This is a genomic window from Selenomonas sp. FC4001 (assembly GCF_000701565.1).
Taxonomy (GTDB): domain Bacteria; phylum Bacillota; class Negativicutes; order Selenomonadales; family Selenomonadaceae; genus Selenomonas_A; species Selenomonas_A ruminantium_B.
Map to the genome: position 1 here is coordinate 1 of NZ_JNJF01000014.1, position 16,441 is coordinate 16,441.

15 protein-coding genes and 1 rRNA gene are annotated in these 16,441 nt (G+C 51.4%); all 16 read left to right on the forward strand.

The genetic code is table 11. From position 1 onward, the window contains the following. Nucleotides 1–320 (forward strand): 23S ribosomal RNA (locus tag T320_RS06920); the annotation flags it as partial. A 150-nt stretch (nt 321–470) separates the two neighbouring features. Further along, the gene (locus tag T320_RS06925) at nt 471–1,313 is read left to right on the forward strand and encodes an energy-coupling factor transporter ATPase (RefSeq protein WP_037354367.1); all 843 of its coding nucleotides are present in this window, start codon (nt 471–473) and stop codon (nt 1,311–1,313) included. Next, nucleotides 1,303–2,169 carry an energy-coupling factor transporter ATPase gene (locus tag T320_RS06930; RefSeq protein WP_037354369.1) on the forward strand — a complete coding sequence of 289 codons (867 nt, stop codon included), beginning with the start codon at nt 1,303–1,305 and terminating at the stop codon, nt 2,167–2,169. The genes T320_RS06925 and T320_RS06930 overlap by 11 nt, the downstream gene beginning before the upstream one ends. Next, nucleotides 2,159–2,956, forward strand: coding sequence for an energy-coupling factor transporter transmembrane component T family protein (locus T320_RS06935; RefSeq protein WP_037354372.1), 798 nt, complete (start codon nt 2,159–2,161; stop codon nt 2,954–2,956). Before T320_RS06930 ends, T320_RS06935 begins: the two co-directional genes overlap by 11 nt. Beyond that, nucleotides 2,953–3,729 carry a tRNA pseudouridine(38-40) synthase TruA gene (gene truA, locus T320_RS06940; RefSeq protein ID WP_037354375.1) on the forward strand — a complete coding sequence of 259 codons (777 nt, stop codon included), beginning with the start codon at nt 2,953–2,955 and terminating at the stop codon, nt 3,727–3,729. The genes T320_RS06935 and truA overlap by 4 nt, the downstream gene beginning before the upstream one ends. Nucleotides 3,730–3,837: 108 nt before the next feature. Then, nucleotides 3,838–8,094: a 2-hydroxyacyl-CoA dehydratase gene (locus T320_RS06945; RefSeq protein ID WP_037354376.1), complete on the forward strand. Its 4,257-nt coding sequence runs from the start codon at nt 3,838–3,840 to the stop codon at nt 8,092–8,094. A gap of 191 nt (nt 8,095–8,285) precedes the next feature. Next, nucleotides 8,286–9,161: a phosphoribosylaminoimidazolesuccinocarboxamide synthase gene (locus T320_RS06950; protein ID WP_037354379.1), complete on the forward strand. Its 876-nt coding sequence runs from the start codon at nt 8,286–8,288 to the stop codon at nt 9,159–9,161. 112 nt (nt 9,162–9,273) lie between these two features. After that, complete coding sequence (purE, locus tag T320_RS06955) at nt 9,274–9,759, forward strand: 5-(carboxyamino)imidazole ribonucleotide mutase (protein ID WP_037354381.1); 486 nt, start codon at nt 9,274–9,276, stop codon at nt 9,757–9,759. Between the two features lie 55 nt (nt 9,760–9,814). Continuing rightward, nucleotides 9,815–11,254, forward strand: coding sequence for an amidophosphoribosyltransferase (gene purF / locus T320_RS06960; RefSeq protein ID WP_026760271.1), 1,440 nt, complete (start codon nt 9,815–9,817; stop codon nt 11,252–11,254). 14 nt (nt 11,255–11,268) lie between these two features. Further along, nucleotides 11,269–12,321: a phosphoribosylformylglycinamidine cyclo-ligase gene (purM, locus tag T320_RS06965; protein WP_037354384.1), complete on the forward strand. Its 1,053-nt coding sequence runs from the start codon at nt 11,269–11,271 to the stop codon at nt 12,319–12,321. Further along, nucleotides 12,314–12,922 (forward strand): phosphoribosylglycinamide formyltransferase, encoded by a 609-nt coding sequence (purN, locus tag T320_RS06970; protein ID WP_037354386.1) that lies wholly within the window; start codon nt 12,314–12,316, stop codon nt 12,920–12,922. The genes purM and purN overlap by 8 nt, the downstream gene beginning before the upstream one ends. A gap of 23 nt (nt 12,923–12,945) precedes the next feature. Continuing rightward, complete coding sequence (locus T320_RS06975) at nt 12,946–13,539, forward strand: hypothetical protein (protein WP_051608652.1); 594 nt, start codon at nt 12,946–12,948, stop codon at nt 13,537–13,539. Nucleotides 13,540–13,550: 11 nt separating this feature from the next. Beyond that, complete coding sequence (purD, locus tag T320_RS06980; protein WP_037354488.1) at nt 13,551–14,822, forward strand: phosphoribosylamine--glycine ligase; 1,272 nt, start codon at nt 13,551–13,553, stop codon at nt 14,820–14,822. A 380-nt stretch (nt 14,823–15,202) separates the two neighbouring features. Then, entirely contained in the window at nt 15,203–15,448 is a 246-nt protein-coding gene (locus T320_RS06985; RefSeq protein ID WP_026760276.1) for a ribosomal L7Ae/L30e/S12e/Gadd45 family protein, read from the forward strand. Nucleotides 15,449–15,532: 84 nt separating this feature from the next. After that, a complete protein-coding gene (gene rpsL / locus T320_RS06990) occupies nt 15,533–15,910 on the forward strand; it encodes a 30S ribosomal protein S12 (protein ID WP_014423830.1) in 378 nt (125 codons plus the stop codon). Between the two features lie 41 nt (nt 15,911–15,951). Then, entirely contained in the window at nt 15,952–16,422 is a 471-nt protein-coding gene (gene rpsG, locus T320_RS06995) for a 30S ribosomal protein S7 (protein ID WP_014423831.1), read from the forward strand. Nucleotides 16,423–16,441: the final 19 nt, after the last annotated feature.

Consider the following 16,441-nt stretch of genomic DNA (forward strand, 5'->3'; position numbering starts at 1 on the left):
TGGGTTCAGAACGTCGTGAGACAGTTCGGTCCATATCCATCGCGGGCGTAAGATACATGAGGGAAGCTGCTCCTAGTACGAGAGGACCGGAGTGGACGGACCGCCGGTGTACCAGTTGTTTCGCCAGAAGCATAGCTGGGTAGCTGCGTCCGGAAGGGATAAACGCTGAAAGCATCTAAGCGTGAAGCCTGTCCCGAGATGAAGTATCTCATGGAGTAATCCAGTAAGATTCCTTGAAGAAGACAAGGTAGATAGGTTGGGAGTGGAAGTGCCGTAAGGCATGCAGCGGACCAATACTAATAAATCGAGGGCTTATCTTTCAACTAAAGTGTTCGAAAGTGCATTTTAATTAACTTCTGTATAGTTTTGAGTGTATAATACGTAAACTCCCCTAAGTCAGTTCTATGACGAAGGGGAGTTTTGTTGTATAATAAGCTTTGTGTTGTGATTCTAGTGAAAGAGGAAGTCTAATGGCATTTATAGAGGTAAACAATCTGACACATATATACAGTCAGGGCACAGAGCAGGAATTTTGCGCTTTGCGGGATGTGAGTTTTAATATCGAGCAGGGAGAGTTTGTGGCAATTTTGGGAGCCAATGGTTCTGGTAAGTCCACACTTGCCCGACATTTGAATGGACTTTTGCTGCCGACGGAGGGCAGCTGCCAGATTCAAAATTTGGACACGCGCAATCCGCAGGATGTTTGGCAGATTCGGCGGCAGGTGGGCATGGTGTTTCAGAATCCGGACAATCAGCTGATTGCCGGTGTGGTGGAAGATGATGTGGCCTTCGGCCCAGAGAATCTGGGCATGGAGCCGGCTAAAATTCGTCAGCAGGTAACGGAGTCGTTAAAAGCTGTGGGCATGGAGAACTTCCGCAAGTTTGCGCCGCATTTACTGTCTGGCGGTCAGAAGCAGCGGGTGGCTATCGCTGGTGCGTTAGCTATGAATACCAACTGCTTGATACTGGATGAAGCTACAGCGATGCTGGACCCGCAGGGGCGCAAGGAAGTGATGGCCACAGTGGAACGCCTGCATCAAGAGCGCGGGCTGACTCTTATCGTTATCACGCATTTTATGGATGAGGCGGCCAAGGCTGACCGGGTACTGGTCATGGAGAAAGGTCAGCTGGTGCAAAGCGGCAAACCGCAGGAGATTTTTGCGGATGCGCCCCGCATGCATGAGCTGGGCCTGGCGGTGCCTTTGGCTGTGGAACTGGCCTGGCAGTTGCGTCAAGGCGGGCTGCAACTGCCCCATGATATTTTAAGTGCTGATGATTTGACTGCCGCGCTGGAGGCTCGTTATGTCCATTGAGTTAAAAAATGTTACCTATATCTATATGCCCAAAACTCCTTATGAACGCATTGCCTTAGATGATGTTTCCCTGGTTATTGAGCAGGGAAGTTTTACGGCTATTGCCGGGCACACAGGCTCGGGAAAGTCCACTTTGGTACAGCATTTGAATGGCCTGCTCAAGCCTGCTGCTGGTGAAGTGCTGGTGGACGGCGTAAACCTGCATGGGAAGAACAAGGAAGACAAGGTCAAAGCATGGCATGCCCGCCAGCAGGTGGGCATGGTGTTTCAGTATGCGGAGACGCAGCTCTTTGAGGAAACCATAGAAAAAGATATTGCCTTTGGACCGCAGAATCAGGGCCTTAGTGAAGAAGAGACAAAAGAGCGGGTTAAGGAAGCCATGGAACTGGTGGGCTTGTCCTATGAAACGTATAAGGACGTGTCTCCGTTTGCGTTAAGCGGCGGGCAGATGCGCCGGGTAGCTATCGCCGGTGTCTTGGCCATGCATCCCAAGTATCTTGTGCTGGATGAACCGGCAGCGGGACTTGACCCGCGGGGCCGGGAAGAACTGATGGCTACCATTCTGAAACTGCACCGCAAATGGAAGCTGACCATTGTCTTTGTGTCCCATAGCATGGAAGACATTGCACGTCTGGCCGATAAAATGGTGGTTATGCAGGCCGGGCGTCTGCGTGCGGTGGGAACGCCGGCAGAAATTTTTGCCGATGCCCAGCTTTTGCAGGAGACTGGTTTGGAACCGCCGCAGATGATGCAGATTATGCAAAGGCTTCGTGCTGTCGGTCTGCCGGTGAACGAACATGCGTTGACGCCGGAGGCAGGCCTGCAATCGCTCAGGGAGGTATTCCATGTTAAATAATATTATGATTGGTCAGTATTTTCCTGGCGATTCTTTTTTGCATAGAATGGATGCCCGTGTGAAGATATGTCTGCTGCTGGTTCTGCTCATTGAAGTCTTTGTCTTTACCAGTGCACCTGTTTATATTGGCATGGGGGCTGTAACTGCTTTGCTGATTTTGATTTCCCATGTGCCGGTGCGCATGGTACTGCGTTCGCTAAAGCCTCTGTGGTGGATTATTCTCTTTACCTTTGTGCTGCATCTGTTCAGTCATCCGGGGCGTGAATTATGCCGCGTGTGGCAGTTTGTCATCACGCAGGAGGGCTTGGAGCAGGGGGCGTTAATCAGCGTGCGCCTGATGCTTTTAATCATACTCAGCACGTTGCTGACCTTTACGACAAGCCCGCTCAAATTGACGGATGCGCTGGAGAGCCTATTGTCACCGTTCAAGCGTCTGGGGCTGCCGGCGCATGAGCTCGCGATGATGATGACCATTGCTCTGCGGTTTATTCCAACGCTTATCAGTGAGACAGATAAAATCATGAAGGCGCAGCAGTCGCGCGGGGCCGATTTTGTCACGGGCAGTATCTTGTCGCGGCTAAAAAATATGGTGCCGATTTTGGTGCCGCTCTTTTTGTCGGCGTTTCGTCGGGCAGATGATTTGGCGCTGGCGATGGAAGCACGTTGTTACCGCGGGGGCGAAGGCCGTACCCGCATGAAGGAAATGAAGCTGGGCAGGCTGGATTATGTGGCGATTGCCATTTTTTCTCTGGTCAGCGTGGGATTAGGAGTTAGCTACACCTTATGAAGAGTGAACACAAAGAAGAGATGAAGGCCCGTAAGCGAAACATTGCGCTGAAGGTGGCCTATGATGGCACGGCGTATCATGGTTTCCAGCGCCAGAGCCCGCCAGTGGTCGCGGTGCAAAATGTGCTGGAAAAGAAGCTGGCCATTATCTTTGGGGATACCATTGAGCTGGCAGCTTCGGGGCGCACCGATGCAGGGGTTCATGCCTATGGACAGGTGGTCAATTTCTTTACCAATGGCAGTATTCCCATCGACAGGGTGCCTATGGCGGTCAACAGTTTGCTGCCGGATGATATCGTGGTCAAGGAGGCCTGGGAGGCGGATGAGGATTTCAGTGCCCGCCATAGTGCCAAGGCCAAGACCTATATTTATCGCATCCAGCAGGGGAAAACGCCCAACCCGTTGACGGCCCGCTATGCCTGGTATGAACGGCGCAAACTTGACATGTCAAAAATGAAGGCGACGCTCGATTTAATCAAGGGTACGCATGATTTCAGTGCCTTTCGGGCTGCAGGCGGTGCGCCAATGAGTCCGGTGCGCACCATCTATGAGGCCAAGGTCGAGGAACGGCCGGGCGATATGCTCGAATTTACCATTTATGGCAATGGCTTTCTCTATCATATGGTACGCAATATCATTGGCACGGTGGCAAACGTAGGCTTGGGGCGCATCAGCGTGGAACGCTTTGTGGAGATTATGGAGAGCCTTGACCGTCATCAGGCCAGTGCGACTGCCCCTGCCTGCGGGCTATATTTGTACAGTGTTGAGTATTGATTAAGTGCATTTCGTAACAAATTAGCTTGCACCAAATGGTTGAATTTTATATAATATGAAAGGAACCTGAAAAAGAGGTTTAATGGAATCAACTCAGGTGGTGAAACTATGAAGTCCCTTTTGAATGTGGGTATAGATGTGGGCTCCACGACCATTAAATTGGTGGTGCTTGATCATGAGAAGAACATTCTCTACAAGAACTATGCCCGGCATTTTTCAGAAATAGGTAATGCCTTGCAGGAGAATCTGACGCAGTTAAAATCTCTGGTGGGAGAGAAGAAGTTTACCTTCGCGCTTACTGGGTCGGCAGGTATGGGCATTGCGCAACGTATAGGACTGCCCTTTGTGCAGGAGGTTATTGCCTGCGCAGCGGCAGTGAAAAATCTCATACCGCAGACGGATACCGTGGTGGAACTCGGTGGCGAGGATGCCAAGATAACCTACTTCGGTGAAGCACCGGAACAGCGCATGAACGGCGTTTGTGCCGGCGGCACCGGTTCCTTTATCGACCATATGGCTTCGTTGCTTTCTACGGATGCCTCCGGCCTTAATGAACTGGCGGAGAAAGGCAAGCAGATTTACACCATTGCATCCCGCTGCGGCGTGTTTGCCAAGACGGATATTCAGGCGCTCATGAATGACGGCGCAGAAAAGGCTGATATCGCTCTGTCCATCTTTCAGGCGGTGGTCAATCAGACGATTGGCAATTTGGCACAGGGACGTCCAATTGACGGCCATGTGGCCTTTTTGGGCGGTCCGTTGCATTTTCTGCCGGAACTGCGCAAGCGGTTTATTGAAACCTTGAAGCTCGATGATGACCATGTGGTTGACGTGGATTACGGCAACTACTTTGTGGCCATGGGGGCTGCTCTGTCCGATGAAGCGCAGGAAATGGATGTGGCTCGTCTGGAAAAGGGCATTGCTGAGGCGAGAACAGCTGCCGCTAGCGAAACCCGACAGGCGGATTTTACGTTGTTTGAAAGTGATGCGGAGTATGAAGCCTTCAAGGCTCGTCACGATAAGGACAAAGTAAAGCGCGGGGATATTGCAAGCTATCAAGGCCCGGTTTACGTGGGCATTGATGCTGGTTCCACCACTACGAAAATAACGGCGATTGGCCGGGATAAGGAAATTCTCTATACGTCTTACGGCAGCAATCAGGGTTCCCCACTTTCTACGGTTGTGCGGGAAATGCAGGAACTCTATAAGGCTATGCCGGAAGGTGCTTATATTGCCAGCACTATGACCACGGGCTATGGTGAAGCCATCGTTAAGGCGGCTTTGCATGCTGATGGCGGCGAGGTCGAGACCTTTGCCCATCTGCGGGCCGCGCAGGAGTTCTGTCCGGAAGTTACCTTTGTGCTCGATATTGGCGGTCAGGATATGAAGTGCTTCTTCGTCAAAGACGGCAATATCGGCAATATCACGCTGAATGAGGCTTGCTCGGCAGGCTGCGGCTCCTTTATCCAGAACTTTGCCGAAGGTCTGTCCATGACGCCCGCGCAGTTTGCGCAGAAGGCCTTGAAGTCCAAGGCACCTGTGGATTTGGGCACGCGCTGTACGGTATTCATGAATTCCAAGGTCAAGCAGGCCCAGAAGGAAGGAGCAGAAGTCGCCGATATTTCTGCGGGCATTGCCTTTTCCGTCATCAAGAATGCGCTGTTCAAGGTCATGCAGTTAAAAGATGTGCGGGAACTCGGCGACCATATTGTCGTGCAGGGCGGCACCTTCTACAACGACGCGGTACTGCGCTGTATGGAAAAACTGCTGGACAGAGAAGTTATCCGTCCCGATATCGCCGGCCTCATGGGCGCTTATGGCGCTGCGATTCTGGCGCAGGAAAGCGGGCAGGAGCATTCGTCAATCCTGCCACTGGATAAACTGCAGGAATTCCATGTGGAAACCAGCTCTTACCGCTGCAAAGGCTGCGGCAACAGCTGTCTGATTACCATGCAGAAATTCCCGGATGGCGGCAAGTATTTCACGGGCAACCGCTGTGAACGCGGCGTTGGCGGCCAGAAGCAGACCGAAGAAGAAACGCCGAATATCTACACCTATAAATACAATCGCGTATTCAAATACTATCGTCCTTTGGAACATCCGAGCCGCGGTACGATTGGCATTCCGCGCGTACTTAATATGTACGAGGATTATCCCTTCTGGTTCACCTTCCTGACCTTCTTAGGCTATCGGGTGGAACTGTCGGGCAAGTCCAGTGCGAAGATGTACTATAAGGGCATGGCTACAGTGCCTTCTGACTCCCTTTGCTATCCGGCCAAGATTACGCATGGTCATATCATGGACTTGGTGGAAAAGGGCATCAAGAAGATTTTCTATCCCTGCGCGCCCTATAACATGGAGGACGAGGTGCATGCTTCGGACAATCATTTCAACTGTCCGATTGTGGCGTCCTATGCGGAAAATATCCGTGGGAATATGGATGTTCTGCGCCAGCAGGAAGTGGAATTCATCCAGCCCTTTGTGCCCATAAACGATAAAAAACGGCTGACGGCCCGCCTGTTCGAGGAGCTCGGCAAGCGGGAAAACATCAGCAAACAGGAAATTGCCAGCGCGGTGGAGGCAGCCTATGTGGAAATTGCCCGTTACCGTGAAGATGTGCGCGATTATGGCAGAAAGATTCTGGAACATATTGAGCGTACCGGACAGCAGGCGATTATGCTCGTGGGGCGTCCCTATCATGTGGACCCGGAAATCAACCACGGCATTCCCGAGATGATTCAGTCCTATAAACTGCCGGTTCTCTCTGAAGATGCCGTCTATCATCTGCCGGTTAAGGCACAGCGTCTGCAGGTAGTCAACCAGTGGAGCTATCATGCCCGTCTGTACCATGCGGCGCAGTTCGTGGCTGAACATCCGAACCTCACGCTGATTCAGTTCAGCTCCTTCGGTTGTGGCCTCGACGCTTTGACGACGGAGCAGGTCAAGGATATTCTGGAAAAACATCAGCGCATCTACACGATGATTAAACTCGATGAAGTATCGAACCTTGGCGCGGCGCGGATTCGTCTGCGCTCCCTGATGGCGGCGCTGGCCCGCAAAAAGCCGATTGCGTATCAGGCGGTGCCCGATATCGAGCGTCCGCACTTTACGGAGGACTGCAAAAAGACCCATACCGTGCTGGCCCCGCAGATGGCGCCAATTCACTTTGAACTCTTCAAGACCGTGCTCAACAAGCATGGCTTAAATGCTGTGATTCCGCCGATGCCGGACAAGCATGCCATTGATACAGGACTGCGCTATGTGCATAACGATATGTGCTATCCGGCCATTGTGGTTATCGGCCAGCTGATTTCCGCATTGAAGGACGGACTCTGCGACCCCGACCATACGAGTATCATGCTGTTCCAGACTTGTGGTGCCTGTCGGGCCACCAACTATCTGAGCGTTTTGCGGCAGGCATTGAAGCATGCCGGCTTCCCGCAGGTGCCGGTGTTTGCGGTTCATGGCCTCAAGGAGGAAACAGATTCCTTCCATATGGGGCGTGGCATGCTCGTAGATGCCATCAAGGCGGCCGTCTACGGTGATACACTTATGAACGTGCGCAATCGCATGATGCCTTACGAAATCACCAAGGGTTCTACGAAAGTCCTGTTTGATAAGTGGATGGAACGGGCTAAGGAAGAAATCATCCGCGGCAATTACTTCCGTTTCCGGAAAAATATCAAGGCCATGGTCAAGGAGTTTGACCACCTGCCCATTGATGAACAACTTTGGAAACCGAAGGTGGGCATTGTGGGCGAAATCCTTGTGAAGTATCATCCGGTGGCCAACAACCATATCGAAAAAGTCCTGATGGACGAAGGTGCCGAAGTGGTCATGCCGGACTTTGTGGATTTCTTCCTCTATTCGGCTTATGATGCTATTGCCAAGCGGAATCTCTTGGCAGGCTCTTACAAGGAAGAAGTCTTTGGCAAGATGTTTATCAATATCTTGGAATTCTTCCGCCGTCCCATGAAGAAGGCCCTGCAGGAAAGCAGACATTTCCAGCCGCCTCATTCCATCTACGAAACGGCGGCCATGGCTTCCCGTCATGTAAGTCTGGGCAATATGGCTGGTGAAGGCTGGTTCCTGACCGGCGAAATGGTCAAGCTCATCGACTCCGGTGTGCCCAATGTGGTTTGCCTGCAGCCCTTCGGCTGCCTGCCTAACCATATTACGGGCAAGGGGGTTATGCATGAACTGCGCAACGCCTACAAGGGAGCTAACATCACAGCCATCGACTGCGATGCCGGCTCCAGTGAAGTCAACCAGCTCAACCGACTCAAACTCATGCTCGCCGTAGCCAAAGAGCGCGGCCCGCAGCAGGAGAAACAGGAATCTGACAATATGGCGATAAACCGTTGATTAAGAATCTGTGGCTTGACATGTCAATTTTTGACATGTCAAGCTATTTTTTTATGCAAAATAAAAATCAAGGACATGTGTCCTAAAAGTCATTGACATGTCAAAAAAATCTCGTTATTATGGAATAGTCGGAAGGGAACTTTTCACAGTTCCGCAACAACTTTATATTTTTATGGGAGACGATAAAATCCATGAAAACCTACAAACCTTTCAAATCTGGTAAAGTCCGTGAAGTCTATGAAGCTGATGGCAGCATCATCATGGTGGCAACAGACCGTATTTCGGCTTTTGACCACATTCTGAAGAACAAGATTACGGATAAGGGCGCAGTCCTGACCCAGATGTCTAAGTTCTGGTTTGATTTCACGAAGGACATCATTCCTAACCACATGCTGTCTGTAGACAATGCGGATATGCCGGAATTTTTCCAGCAGGAGGAGTTCAAGGGCAATAGCATGAAGTGCAAGAAGCTGCACATGATTCCCATGGAATGCATTGTACGCGGCTACATCACGGGCAGCGGCTGGGAAAGCTACAAGGAAAACGGCACCATCTGCGGCATCAAACTGCCGGAAGGCCTGCAGGAATCGGAAAAACTTCCTGAGCCGATTTTCACGCCGAGTACTAAGGCTGAACTTGGCGACCACGATGAGAACGTCTCCCTGGAACAGGGCGCCAAGGTTTTGGAAAAAGAATTCCCCGGCCATGGCATGGAATATGCGGAAAAGATTCGCGACTACACCATTGCCATCTACAAGAAGTGCGCAGAGTATGCATTGACGAAGGGCATTATCATTGCCGATACGAAGTTTGAATTCGGCGTGGATGAAGAAGGCAATATCGTTTTGGGTGATGAAGTGCTGACGCCGGACAGCTCCCGCTTCTGGCCGCTGGAAGGCTACGAAGCAGGCAAGAGCCAGCCGTCCTATGACAAGCAGTTTGTGCGTGATTGGCTCAAGGCAAATCCGGACAGCGATTATAAGCTTCCGCAGGAAATCATTGATAAGACCATTGCCAAGTATAAGGAAGCATACGAAGTTCTGACAGGCAAAACGTTTACCCACTAAGATTTAGAAATCTTAAGGCCTTCCCCGTTGGGGAAGGTGGCACGCGCAGCGTGACGGATGAGGTAACGATGTAAACGATAATTATCATAAGAGAAGGGAGAGCAAAACTTTAATGAAAGCAGCAATCATTATGGGCAGTGATTCGGACTGGCCGATTTTGAAGCCGGCGGCAGATATTCTGAAGCAGTTTGACATCGAGTCCGAAGTCGTGGTAGCTTCTGCCCATCGCACCCCTGCCAAGGTTCGCGATTTTGTTCTGTCTGCAAAGGATAAGGGCATTTCTGTATTTATTGTGGCAGCTGGCGCAGCGGCGCATTTGGCAGGCGTAGTAGCAAGCTATACGACGCTGCCGGTTATTGGTGTGCCCATCAATGCGACGGCACTCAATGGTATGGATGCGCTCCTGAGCACGGTGCAGATGCCTTCCGGTGTGCCGGTGGCAACGATGGCAATCAATGGTGCCAAGAATGCAGCGATTTTTGCGGTGCAGATTTTTGCGGTGGGCAATGCTGAACTTGCAGCAAAGCTTGCGGCATATCGTGAAAAAATGGTTGAAGAAGTGGAAAAGAAAGCAGCCCGTGTAGCTGCGCAGCTTTAAGTTGCGCGGCACCGGACTGTTTTTTAGTAGAAAAAAGTGAGAGATTGATATAACCATGTATGAAAATGGCTATAATGTAGAACCGAAATGGAAAGAGGAGTGCGGTGTTTACGGCGTGTTTTCCCGCACGGAAGATGTGTCGGGGTTGACCTACTTAGGGCTTTATGCCTTGCAGCACCGCGGTCAGGAAAGTGCAGGCATTGCCATTACCGATGGCGCCTGGATGGATGTTACCCGTGGCATGGGCCTTGTCAATGAGGTATTCCGCCATCAGGTGCCCCATATGGAAAATCAGTGCATTGCCATCGGCCATGTACGTTATTCCACTACGGGCTCAAGTCTTTTGTGCAACACCCAGCCGTTGATGGTGAATTATTCGGGCGGCAAGATTGCGCTGGCGCATAACGGCAATCTGACCAACGCGGCAGAAATCCGCCATGAATTGGAAGAACAGGGCACGATTTTCCAGACGTCCATTGATTCGGAAGTTTTTGTGAACCTCATTGCCCGCAGCCGGGCAGAAACCGTGGAAGAAAAGATTATCGAGAGCCTGAAGAAGATTCGCGGCGCCTATTGTCTCGCCATTATGACGGAGGATAAGCTGATTGGTGCCCGTGACCCGCAGGGGTTCCGTCCGCTTTGTCTGGGCAAGACGGAGGAAGGCAGCTATATCCTGTCGTCGGAAAGCTGCGGCCTCGATGTGGCTGGTGCCGAGTTCGTTCGCGATATTGCGCCGGGTGAAATGGTGGTCATTGACGACAGCGGCGTGAAGTCTTATCCGTTCGCCATGCACGAGAAGAAGGCTTCCTGTATTTTTGAATACATTTACTTTGCCCGTCCGGATTCGGTCATTGACGGTCAGAGCGTCCATGATGCCCGCTTTATGATGGGCCGGGTACTCGCGCGCGAGGCAAAGTTCAAGGGCGATATCGTCATTTCGGTGCCGGACTCCGGTACGACGGCAGCTACGGGCTATGCCTATGAGTCGGGGATTCCTTTTGTGGAAGGGCTGATTAAAAACCGCTATATTGGCCGTACCTTTATTCAGCCGACCCAGAAGAAGCGCGATACCAGCGTGAAGCTCAAACTCAATGCCATCCGTTCCGTGGTGGCGGGGAAATCCGTTATCATGGTCGATGACAGTATCGTTCGCGGCACAACCAGCGGCAAGATTGTCAATATGCTCAAGCAGGCCGGCGCCAAAGAGGTGCATATGTGCATCAGCAGCCCACCGATTGGCTATCCCTGCTACTATGGGATTGATACTTCGGTGCGCAAGGAATTGATTGCTGCCACAAAGAGCGTTGAGGAAATCCGCGAGTTTATCGGTGCGGATTCCCTGCATTTCATTTCGCTTGAAGGGCTGAAATCCTGCGTGTCGGAAGTCAATGCTGACGATATGTGCTATGCCTGCTTCAATAGTGCCTATCCCATCGCCGATGGCGAAAAGCCGGCCGGTGACAGCAAGTATGTGTTTGAACAGCGCAAAAAGTGAGGAACAAGAGGATAATGACGGAAAAACTTACCTATAAAGATGCCGGTGTAGATATCGATGCGGGCAACCGCTCGGTAGAACTCATCAAAAACAGTGTGCGGGCAACGTACCGTCCGGAAGTGCTCGGTGACTTGGGCGGCTTTGGCGGCTTGTTCGCCTTAAACAGCGGCAAGTACAAGGAGCCTGTGTTGGTGTCCGGCACGGATGGCGTAGGCACGAAACTCAAACTGGCCTTTATGCTCGATAAGCACGATACCATTGGTCAGGATGCCGTGGCCATGTGCGTCAACGATATTTTGGTGCAGGGGGCAGAACCACTGTTCTTCCTCGACTATCTGGCGGTGGGCAAGCTCCTGCCGGAACAGGTGGCCGATGTCGTAACCGGTGTAGCAGGCGCCTGCAAGGAATCCGGCTGTGCCCTGATTGGCGGCGAGACGGCAGAAATGAATGGCTTTTATCCCGAAGGGGAATACGATATTGCCGGCTTTGCCGTAGGCGTGGTGGAAAAGAGCAAGCTCATCACCAGCGCCAAGGTCAAGGAAGGCGATGTGATTCTCGGTTTGCCGTCCTCCGGCGTACATTCCAACGGCTATTCCCTCGTGCGCCGCATTGTCTTTGACCATAAGGGCTTCAAGGGCGATGAATATATGGAAGAACTCGGCAAGACCATCGGTGAGGAACTCCTGACGCCGACCCGTCTGTACCCGAAATCCTGCCTGCCGCTGATTGAAAAATTCGATATTCACGGCATGGTGCATATCACGGGCGGCGGCTTCTACGAGAATATCCCTCGCGCTTTGCCCGAGGATTTGGCAGTGGAAATTGACACGAGCAAATGGGAAATGCCGGCTATCTTCCGTCTCCTGCAGCAGTGGGGCAATGTGGATTGGCCGGAAATGTACCGTACCTTCAACATGGGCATCGGCATGATTCTGATTGTCTCTGCGGAAGAAGCCGAAGCGGTCAAAGCACATTTGCAGGCGGCTGACGAAACGGTTTATGAAATCGGTAAGGTCGTCAAAGGCGGCCATGATGTAACATTGCAGGGCGGTGTGTTCGTTGGCTAAGGAAAAATTAGGTGTTCTTTGTTCCGGCCGCGGCACAGATTTGCAGTCCATCATCGATGCGATTGAAGCAGGGCAGGTTCCTGCCGAAATCGCTATCGTGCTGACGGATAAGGAAGCCTATGCGCTGGACCGGGCAAGAAAAGCCGGCATTGAGGCGGTCTGTGTTGACCGTAAGCAGTTTGATGGCCGTGAGCCCTTTGAAAAGGCCTTGATTGAAAAGCTTGAAGCCGCAGGTGTAACGCTTGTGGTGCTGGCGGGCTTTATGCGGATACTTACCCCGTATTTTGTAGGGCATTTTGCCGGACGTATCATGAATATTCATCCGGCGCTTTTGCCGAGTTTCCCCGGCGCCCATGCCCATCGGGATGTACTGGCCTATGGCGTGAAAGTCAGCGGCTGCACGGTGCATTTCGTGGATGAAGGTACGGATTCCGGCCCCATCATCATGCAGGCGGCGGTGCCGGTGCTTGATGATGATACGGAGGAAACTTTGGGTGCCCGCGTGCTCAAAGAGGAACACCGGATTTATCCGGAATGTATCCGCCTGTACTGTGAAGGCAAGTTAAAGGTTGAAGGCCGTAAGGTGACGATTTTAGCGTAAGACGCGTAAAGGAGAACAGATAAATGCAGATTAAGCGTGCCCTGATTAGCGTATCCAATAAAGAAGGCGTGGTTGAGTTCGCCCGCCAGCTCCATGAAGCCGGTGTGGAAATCATCTCTACAGGCGGGACGATGAAAGCCATCAAGGAAGCGGGCATTCCTGTGACCTATGTCAGCGATGTGACAGGCTTCCCCGAAATCATGGATGGCCGCGTAAAGACCCTGAATCCGTATATTCACGGTGGTATTCTCGCGGTGCGGGACAATGCCGAACATGTGGCGCAGATGGAAAAACATGGCATCAAGGGCATTGACCTCGTGGCGGTCAATCTCTATCCGTTCAAGGAAACCATTGCCAAGCCGGATGTAACGCTGGCAGAGGCCATTGAAAACATTGATATTGGCGGCCCGGCTATGGTACGCGCTTCGGCCAAGAACTTTAAGTTTGTGACCATTGTGACCAATCCGGCTAAATATAATGAAGTAATTGCCCAGATTAAGGAAAATGGCAGTGTCGATGACCGCACCCGCATGGAACTGGCGCAGGAGGCCTTTGCTCATACGGCGGCCTACGACACGATGATTCAGGATTATCTGGCAAAACAGCTGGAAAAATAAGGGGCGAAACCATGAATATTTTAGTAATCGGCAGTGGCGGCCGGGAGCATACGTTAGCGTGGAAGCTCGCTCAGTCGCCCAAGGCAGATAAGATTTATGCATTGCCGGGCAATCCGGGCATGGCTGATGTGGCGATGTGCGTGGAAGGTATTGCCATTACGGATAATGCGTCGATTGTGGATTTTGCGCAAAAGCACGCGATTGAGCTGGTGGTAGTTGGGCCGGAAGTACCCCTGACCAATGGCTTAGTGGATGCAGTCACGGCAGCAGGTATCAAGGCGTTTGGCCCCACGCAGGCGGCGGCACAGATTGAAGGCTCCAAATCCTTTTCCAAGGATTTGATGAAGAAATACGGCATTCCTACAGCTAAGTACGAAGTGTTCACCGAGGCAGAGGCAGCTCGGGAGTACATTCGTAAAGAAGGGGCGCCAATCGTTATCAAGGCGGACGGCCTAGCTGCGGGCAAGGGCGTTATCGTGGCCATGACGGAAGATGAAGCGCTGCAGGCTGTTGCGGATATTATGGAAGATAAGGAATTCGGCAATGCAGGCTCGCGCGTGGTCATCGAGGAATTTATGGAAGGCGAAGAAGCGTCATTGCTCTGCTTCACCGATGGCAAGACCATCTGTCCTATGATCAGTTCGCAGGACCATAAGCGCGCCTATGATGGTGATAAAGGCCCCAACACTGGCGGCATGGGCACTTATGCCCCGGCTCCTGTCATGACGGATAAAATGGTGCAGGAAACCTATGATAAAATTCTTGTGCCGACCATCAAAGCCATGGAGCAGGAAGGCAAGACCTATAAAGGCTGTCTCTATGCTGGCCTGATGATTACGGCTGACGGGCCGAAGGTCGTGGAATTCAACGCGCGCTTCGGTGACCCGGAAACGCAGGTTGTTCTGCCGCTCTTAAACAGCGATTTGGTAGAAATCATGCTGGCCTGCGCTGATGGTAATTTGGCTGAAGTACAGATTGACTGGTCAAAAGAAGCTGCAGTCTGCGTGGTTATGGCGGCAGGCGGCTATCCCAAGTCTTACCGCAAGGGTGATGCGATTACCGGCTTGGATGAGGCCAAGGCAGCAGGTGCGTTGGTGTTCCATGCAGGTACGGCACATAAAGACGGTAACATTGTCACGGATGGCGGCCGCGTTCTAGGCGTGGTGGCCAAGGCTGGTGATGTACGTTCGGCAGTAGCTAAGGCTTATGCCGGAGTAGAGAAGATTTCCTTTAAGGATGCGTTCTATCGTAAAGATATTGCGCATAGGGCATTAGAACGATAAGATTCATTCTATATAATAAGACGCCCAGGAGCAGATGATATCTTTCCTTCACTTAGACAAGTTTGTCAAACGTTACGGAAAGGTATCATCTGCTCCTGGGCTTTTTTCGTGAATTTGGAATCAAAATGATTTCTATGCTAAGAGGTGAAGGTTATTCTGGACAATTTATAGGCGTAATTTGTTCGGAATAAGAGGAGTTCGCAACGTGTTTTTTCGTGAATGAGAGGCAGTTTGAAAAAATTTTTGCATTTTGATACGCGAGGCAACGTGTACACGAAAAACTTTGTAAAATAAGTGTTGACAGGGATTTTAGTGGGTGCTAATATATAGAAGTGCCTGATTCGAGGGCATGATTTTAGTGATACAGGGGAGTGAAAACAATGACACTGGAAGCACTGAAAACAGCCAAGCGGGTCATTGGTATCAAACAGGTTGCCAAAGCGGTAAAACGCGAAGCGGCAACGGAAGTCTTTATCGCTGATGATGCAGATGCCAAGGTGGTCGAACCTTTGGAAACGCTCTGCACGGAACAGAATGTACCGGTCAGCCGCGTGAGCTCGATGAAAGAGCTGGGGACAGCTTGCAACATCGAAGTTGGTGCGGCAGCGGCGGCAGCGATTAAGTAATACGCCTATTTGTTAAAAATCGTAAGCTCTGCTTGCGATTTTAATAAATAATAAATTCTCAATATGAAGGAAGGAGGTGCATGTATGCCTACTATCAACCAGTTAGTTCGTAAGAGCAGAAAGAGCATGCAGGAGAAGTCCAAAGCACCAGCACTTAAGAATTGCCCGCAGAAACGTGGCGTTTGCACTCGTGTTTACACGTCTACGCCGAAAAAGCCGAACTCGGCTCTGCGTAAAGTAGCTCGTGTTCGTTTGACGAACAGCATCGAAGTTACTGCATATATTCCGGGCATTGGTCATAATCTTCAGGAGCATAGTGTTGTTCTGATCCGTGGCGGTCGTGTTAAGGACCTGCCGGGTGTTCGTTACCACATCATCCGTGGTTCTCTCGATACTGCAGGTGTGCAGGATCGTGCTCAGGGCCGCTCCAAGTATGGTGCGAAACGTGCTAAGAAGAAATAATACAGCTTCGCAAATGAAGACTATGATAAGGAGGTAAAACAATGCCAAGAAAAGGTGCCGTACCTAAGCGTGACGTACTGCCGGATCCGGTGTACCACAGCAAGACGGTTACAAAATTCATCAACAAGGTAATGCTCTCCGGTAAGAAGAGCGTTGCTGAACGCGTCGTATATGATGCATTTGAGACGATCCGCGCTAAGACGGGCAAGGATCCTCTGGAAGTTTTTGAGACGGCTCTGAAGAACGTTATGCCGGTTCTCGAAGTTCGCGCTCGCCGCGTCGGTGGTGCTAACTACCAGGTTCCGGTTGAAGTTCGTCCGGATCGTCGTATGACTCTCGGTATTCGCTGGATCGTGAATTATGCACGTCTCCGTGGCGAAAAGACTATGGACGAGCGTCTCTCCGGTGAACTCATGGATGCTGCCAACAACACTGGCGCAGCAATCAAGAAGAAGGAAGATACGCATAAGATGGCCGAAGCCAATAAGGCATTCGCTCATTATCGTTGGTAATCTTTTCTATTATATAAGG

What these genes read in the sequence shown, in the direction of transcription:
- T320_RS06930 (WP_037354369.1), top strand. Translation starts at nt 1,303, where the DNA reads ATGTCCATTGAGTTAAAAAATGTTACCTATATCTATATGCCCAAAACT.
- T320_RS06925 (WP_037354367.1), top strand. Translation starts at nt 471, where the DNA reads ATGGCATTTATAGAGGTAAACAATCTGACACATATATACAGTCAGGGC.
- purM (WP_037354384.1), top strand. Translation starts at nt 11,269, where the DNA reads ATGACGGAAAAACTTACCTATAAAGATGCCGGTGTAGATATCGATGCG.
- rpsG (WP_014423831.1), top strand. Translation starts at nt 15,952, where the DNA reads ATGCCAAGAAAAGGTGCCGTACCTAAGCGTGACGTACTGCCGGATCCG.
- T320_RS06985 (WP_026760276.1), top strand. Translation starts at nt 15,203, where the DNA reads ATGACACTGGAAGCACTGAAAACAGCCAAGCGGGTCATTGGTATCAAA.
- T320_RS06945 (WP_037354376.1), top strand. Translation starts at nt 3,838, where the DNA reads ATGAAGTCCCTTTTGAATGTGGGTATAGATGTGGGCTCCACGACCATT.
- truA (WP_037354375.1), top strand. Translation starts at nt 2,953, where the DNA reads ATGAAGAGTGAACACAAAGAAGAGATGAAGGCCCGTAAGCGAAACATT.
- purE (WP_037354381.1), top strand. Translation starts at nt 9,274, where the DNA reads ATGAAAGCAGCAATCATTATGGGCAGTGATTCGGACTGGCCGATTTTG.
- rpsL (WP_014423830.1), top strand. Translation starts at nt 15,533, where the DNA reads ATGCCTACTATCAACCAGTTAGTTCGTAAGAGCAGAAAGAGCATGCAG.
- T320_RS06950 (WP_037354379.1), top strand. Translation starts at nt 8,286, where the DNA reads ATGAAAACCTACAAACCTTTCAAATCTGGTAAAGTCCGTGAAGTCTAT.
- purD (WP_037354488.1), top strand. Translation starts at nt 13,551, where the DNA reads ATGAATATTTTAGTAATCGGCAGTGGCGGCCGGGAGCATACGTTAGCG.
- purF (WP_026760271.1), top strand. Translation starts at nt 9,815, where the DNA reads ATGTATGAAAATGGCTATAATGTAGAACCGAAATGGAAAGAGGAGTGC.
- T320_RS06935 (WP_037354372.1), top strand. Translation starts at nt 2,159, where the DNA reads ATGTTAAATAATATTATGATTGGTCAGTATTTTCCTGGCGATTCTTTT.
- T320_RS06975 (WP_051608652.1), top strand. Translation starts at nt 12,946, where the DNA reads ATGCAGATTAAGCGTGCCCTGATTAGCGTATCCAATAAAGAAGGCGTG.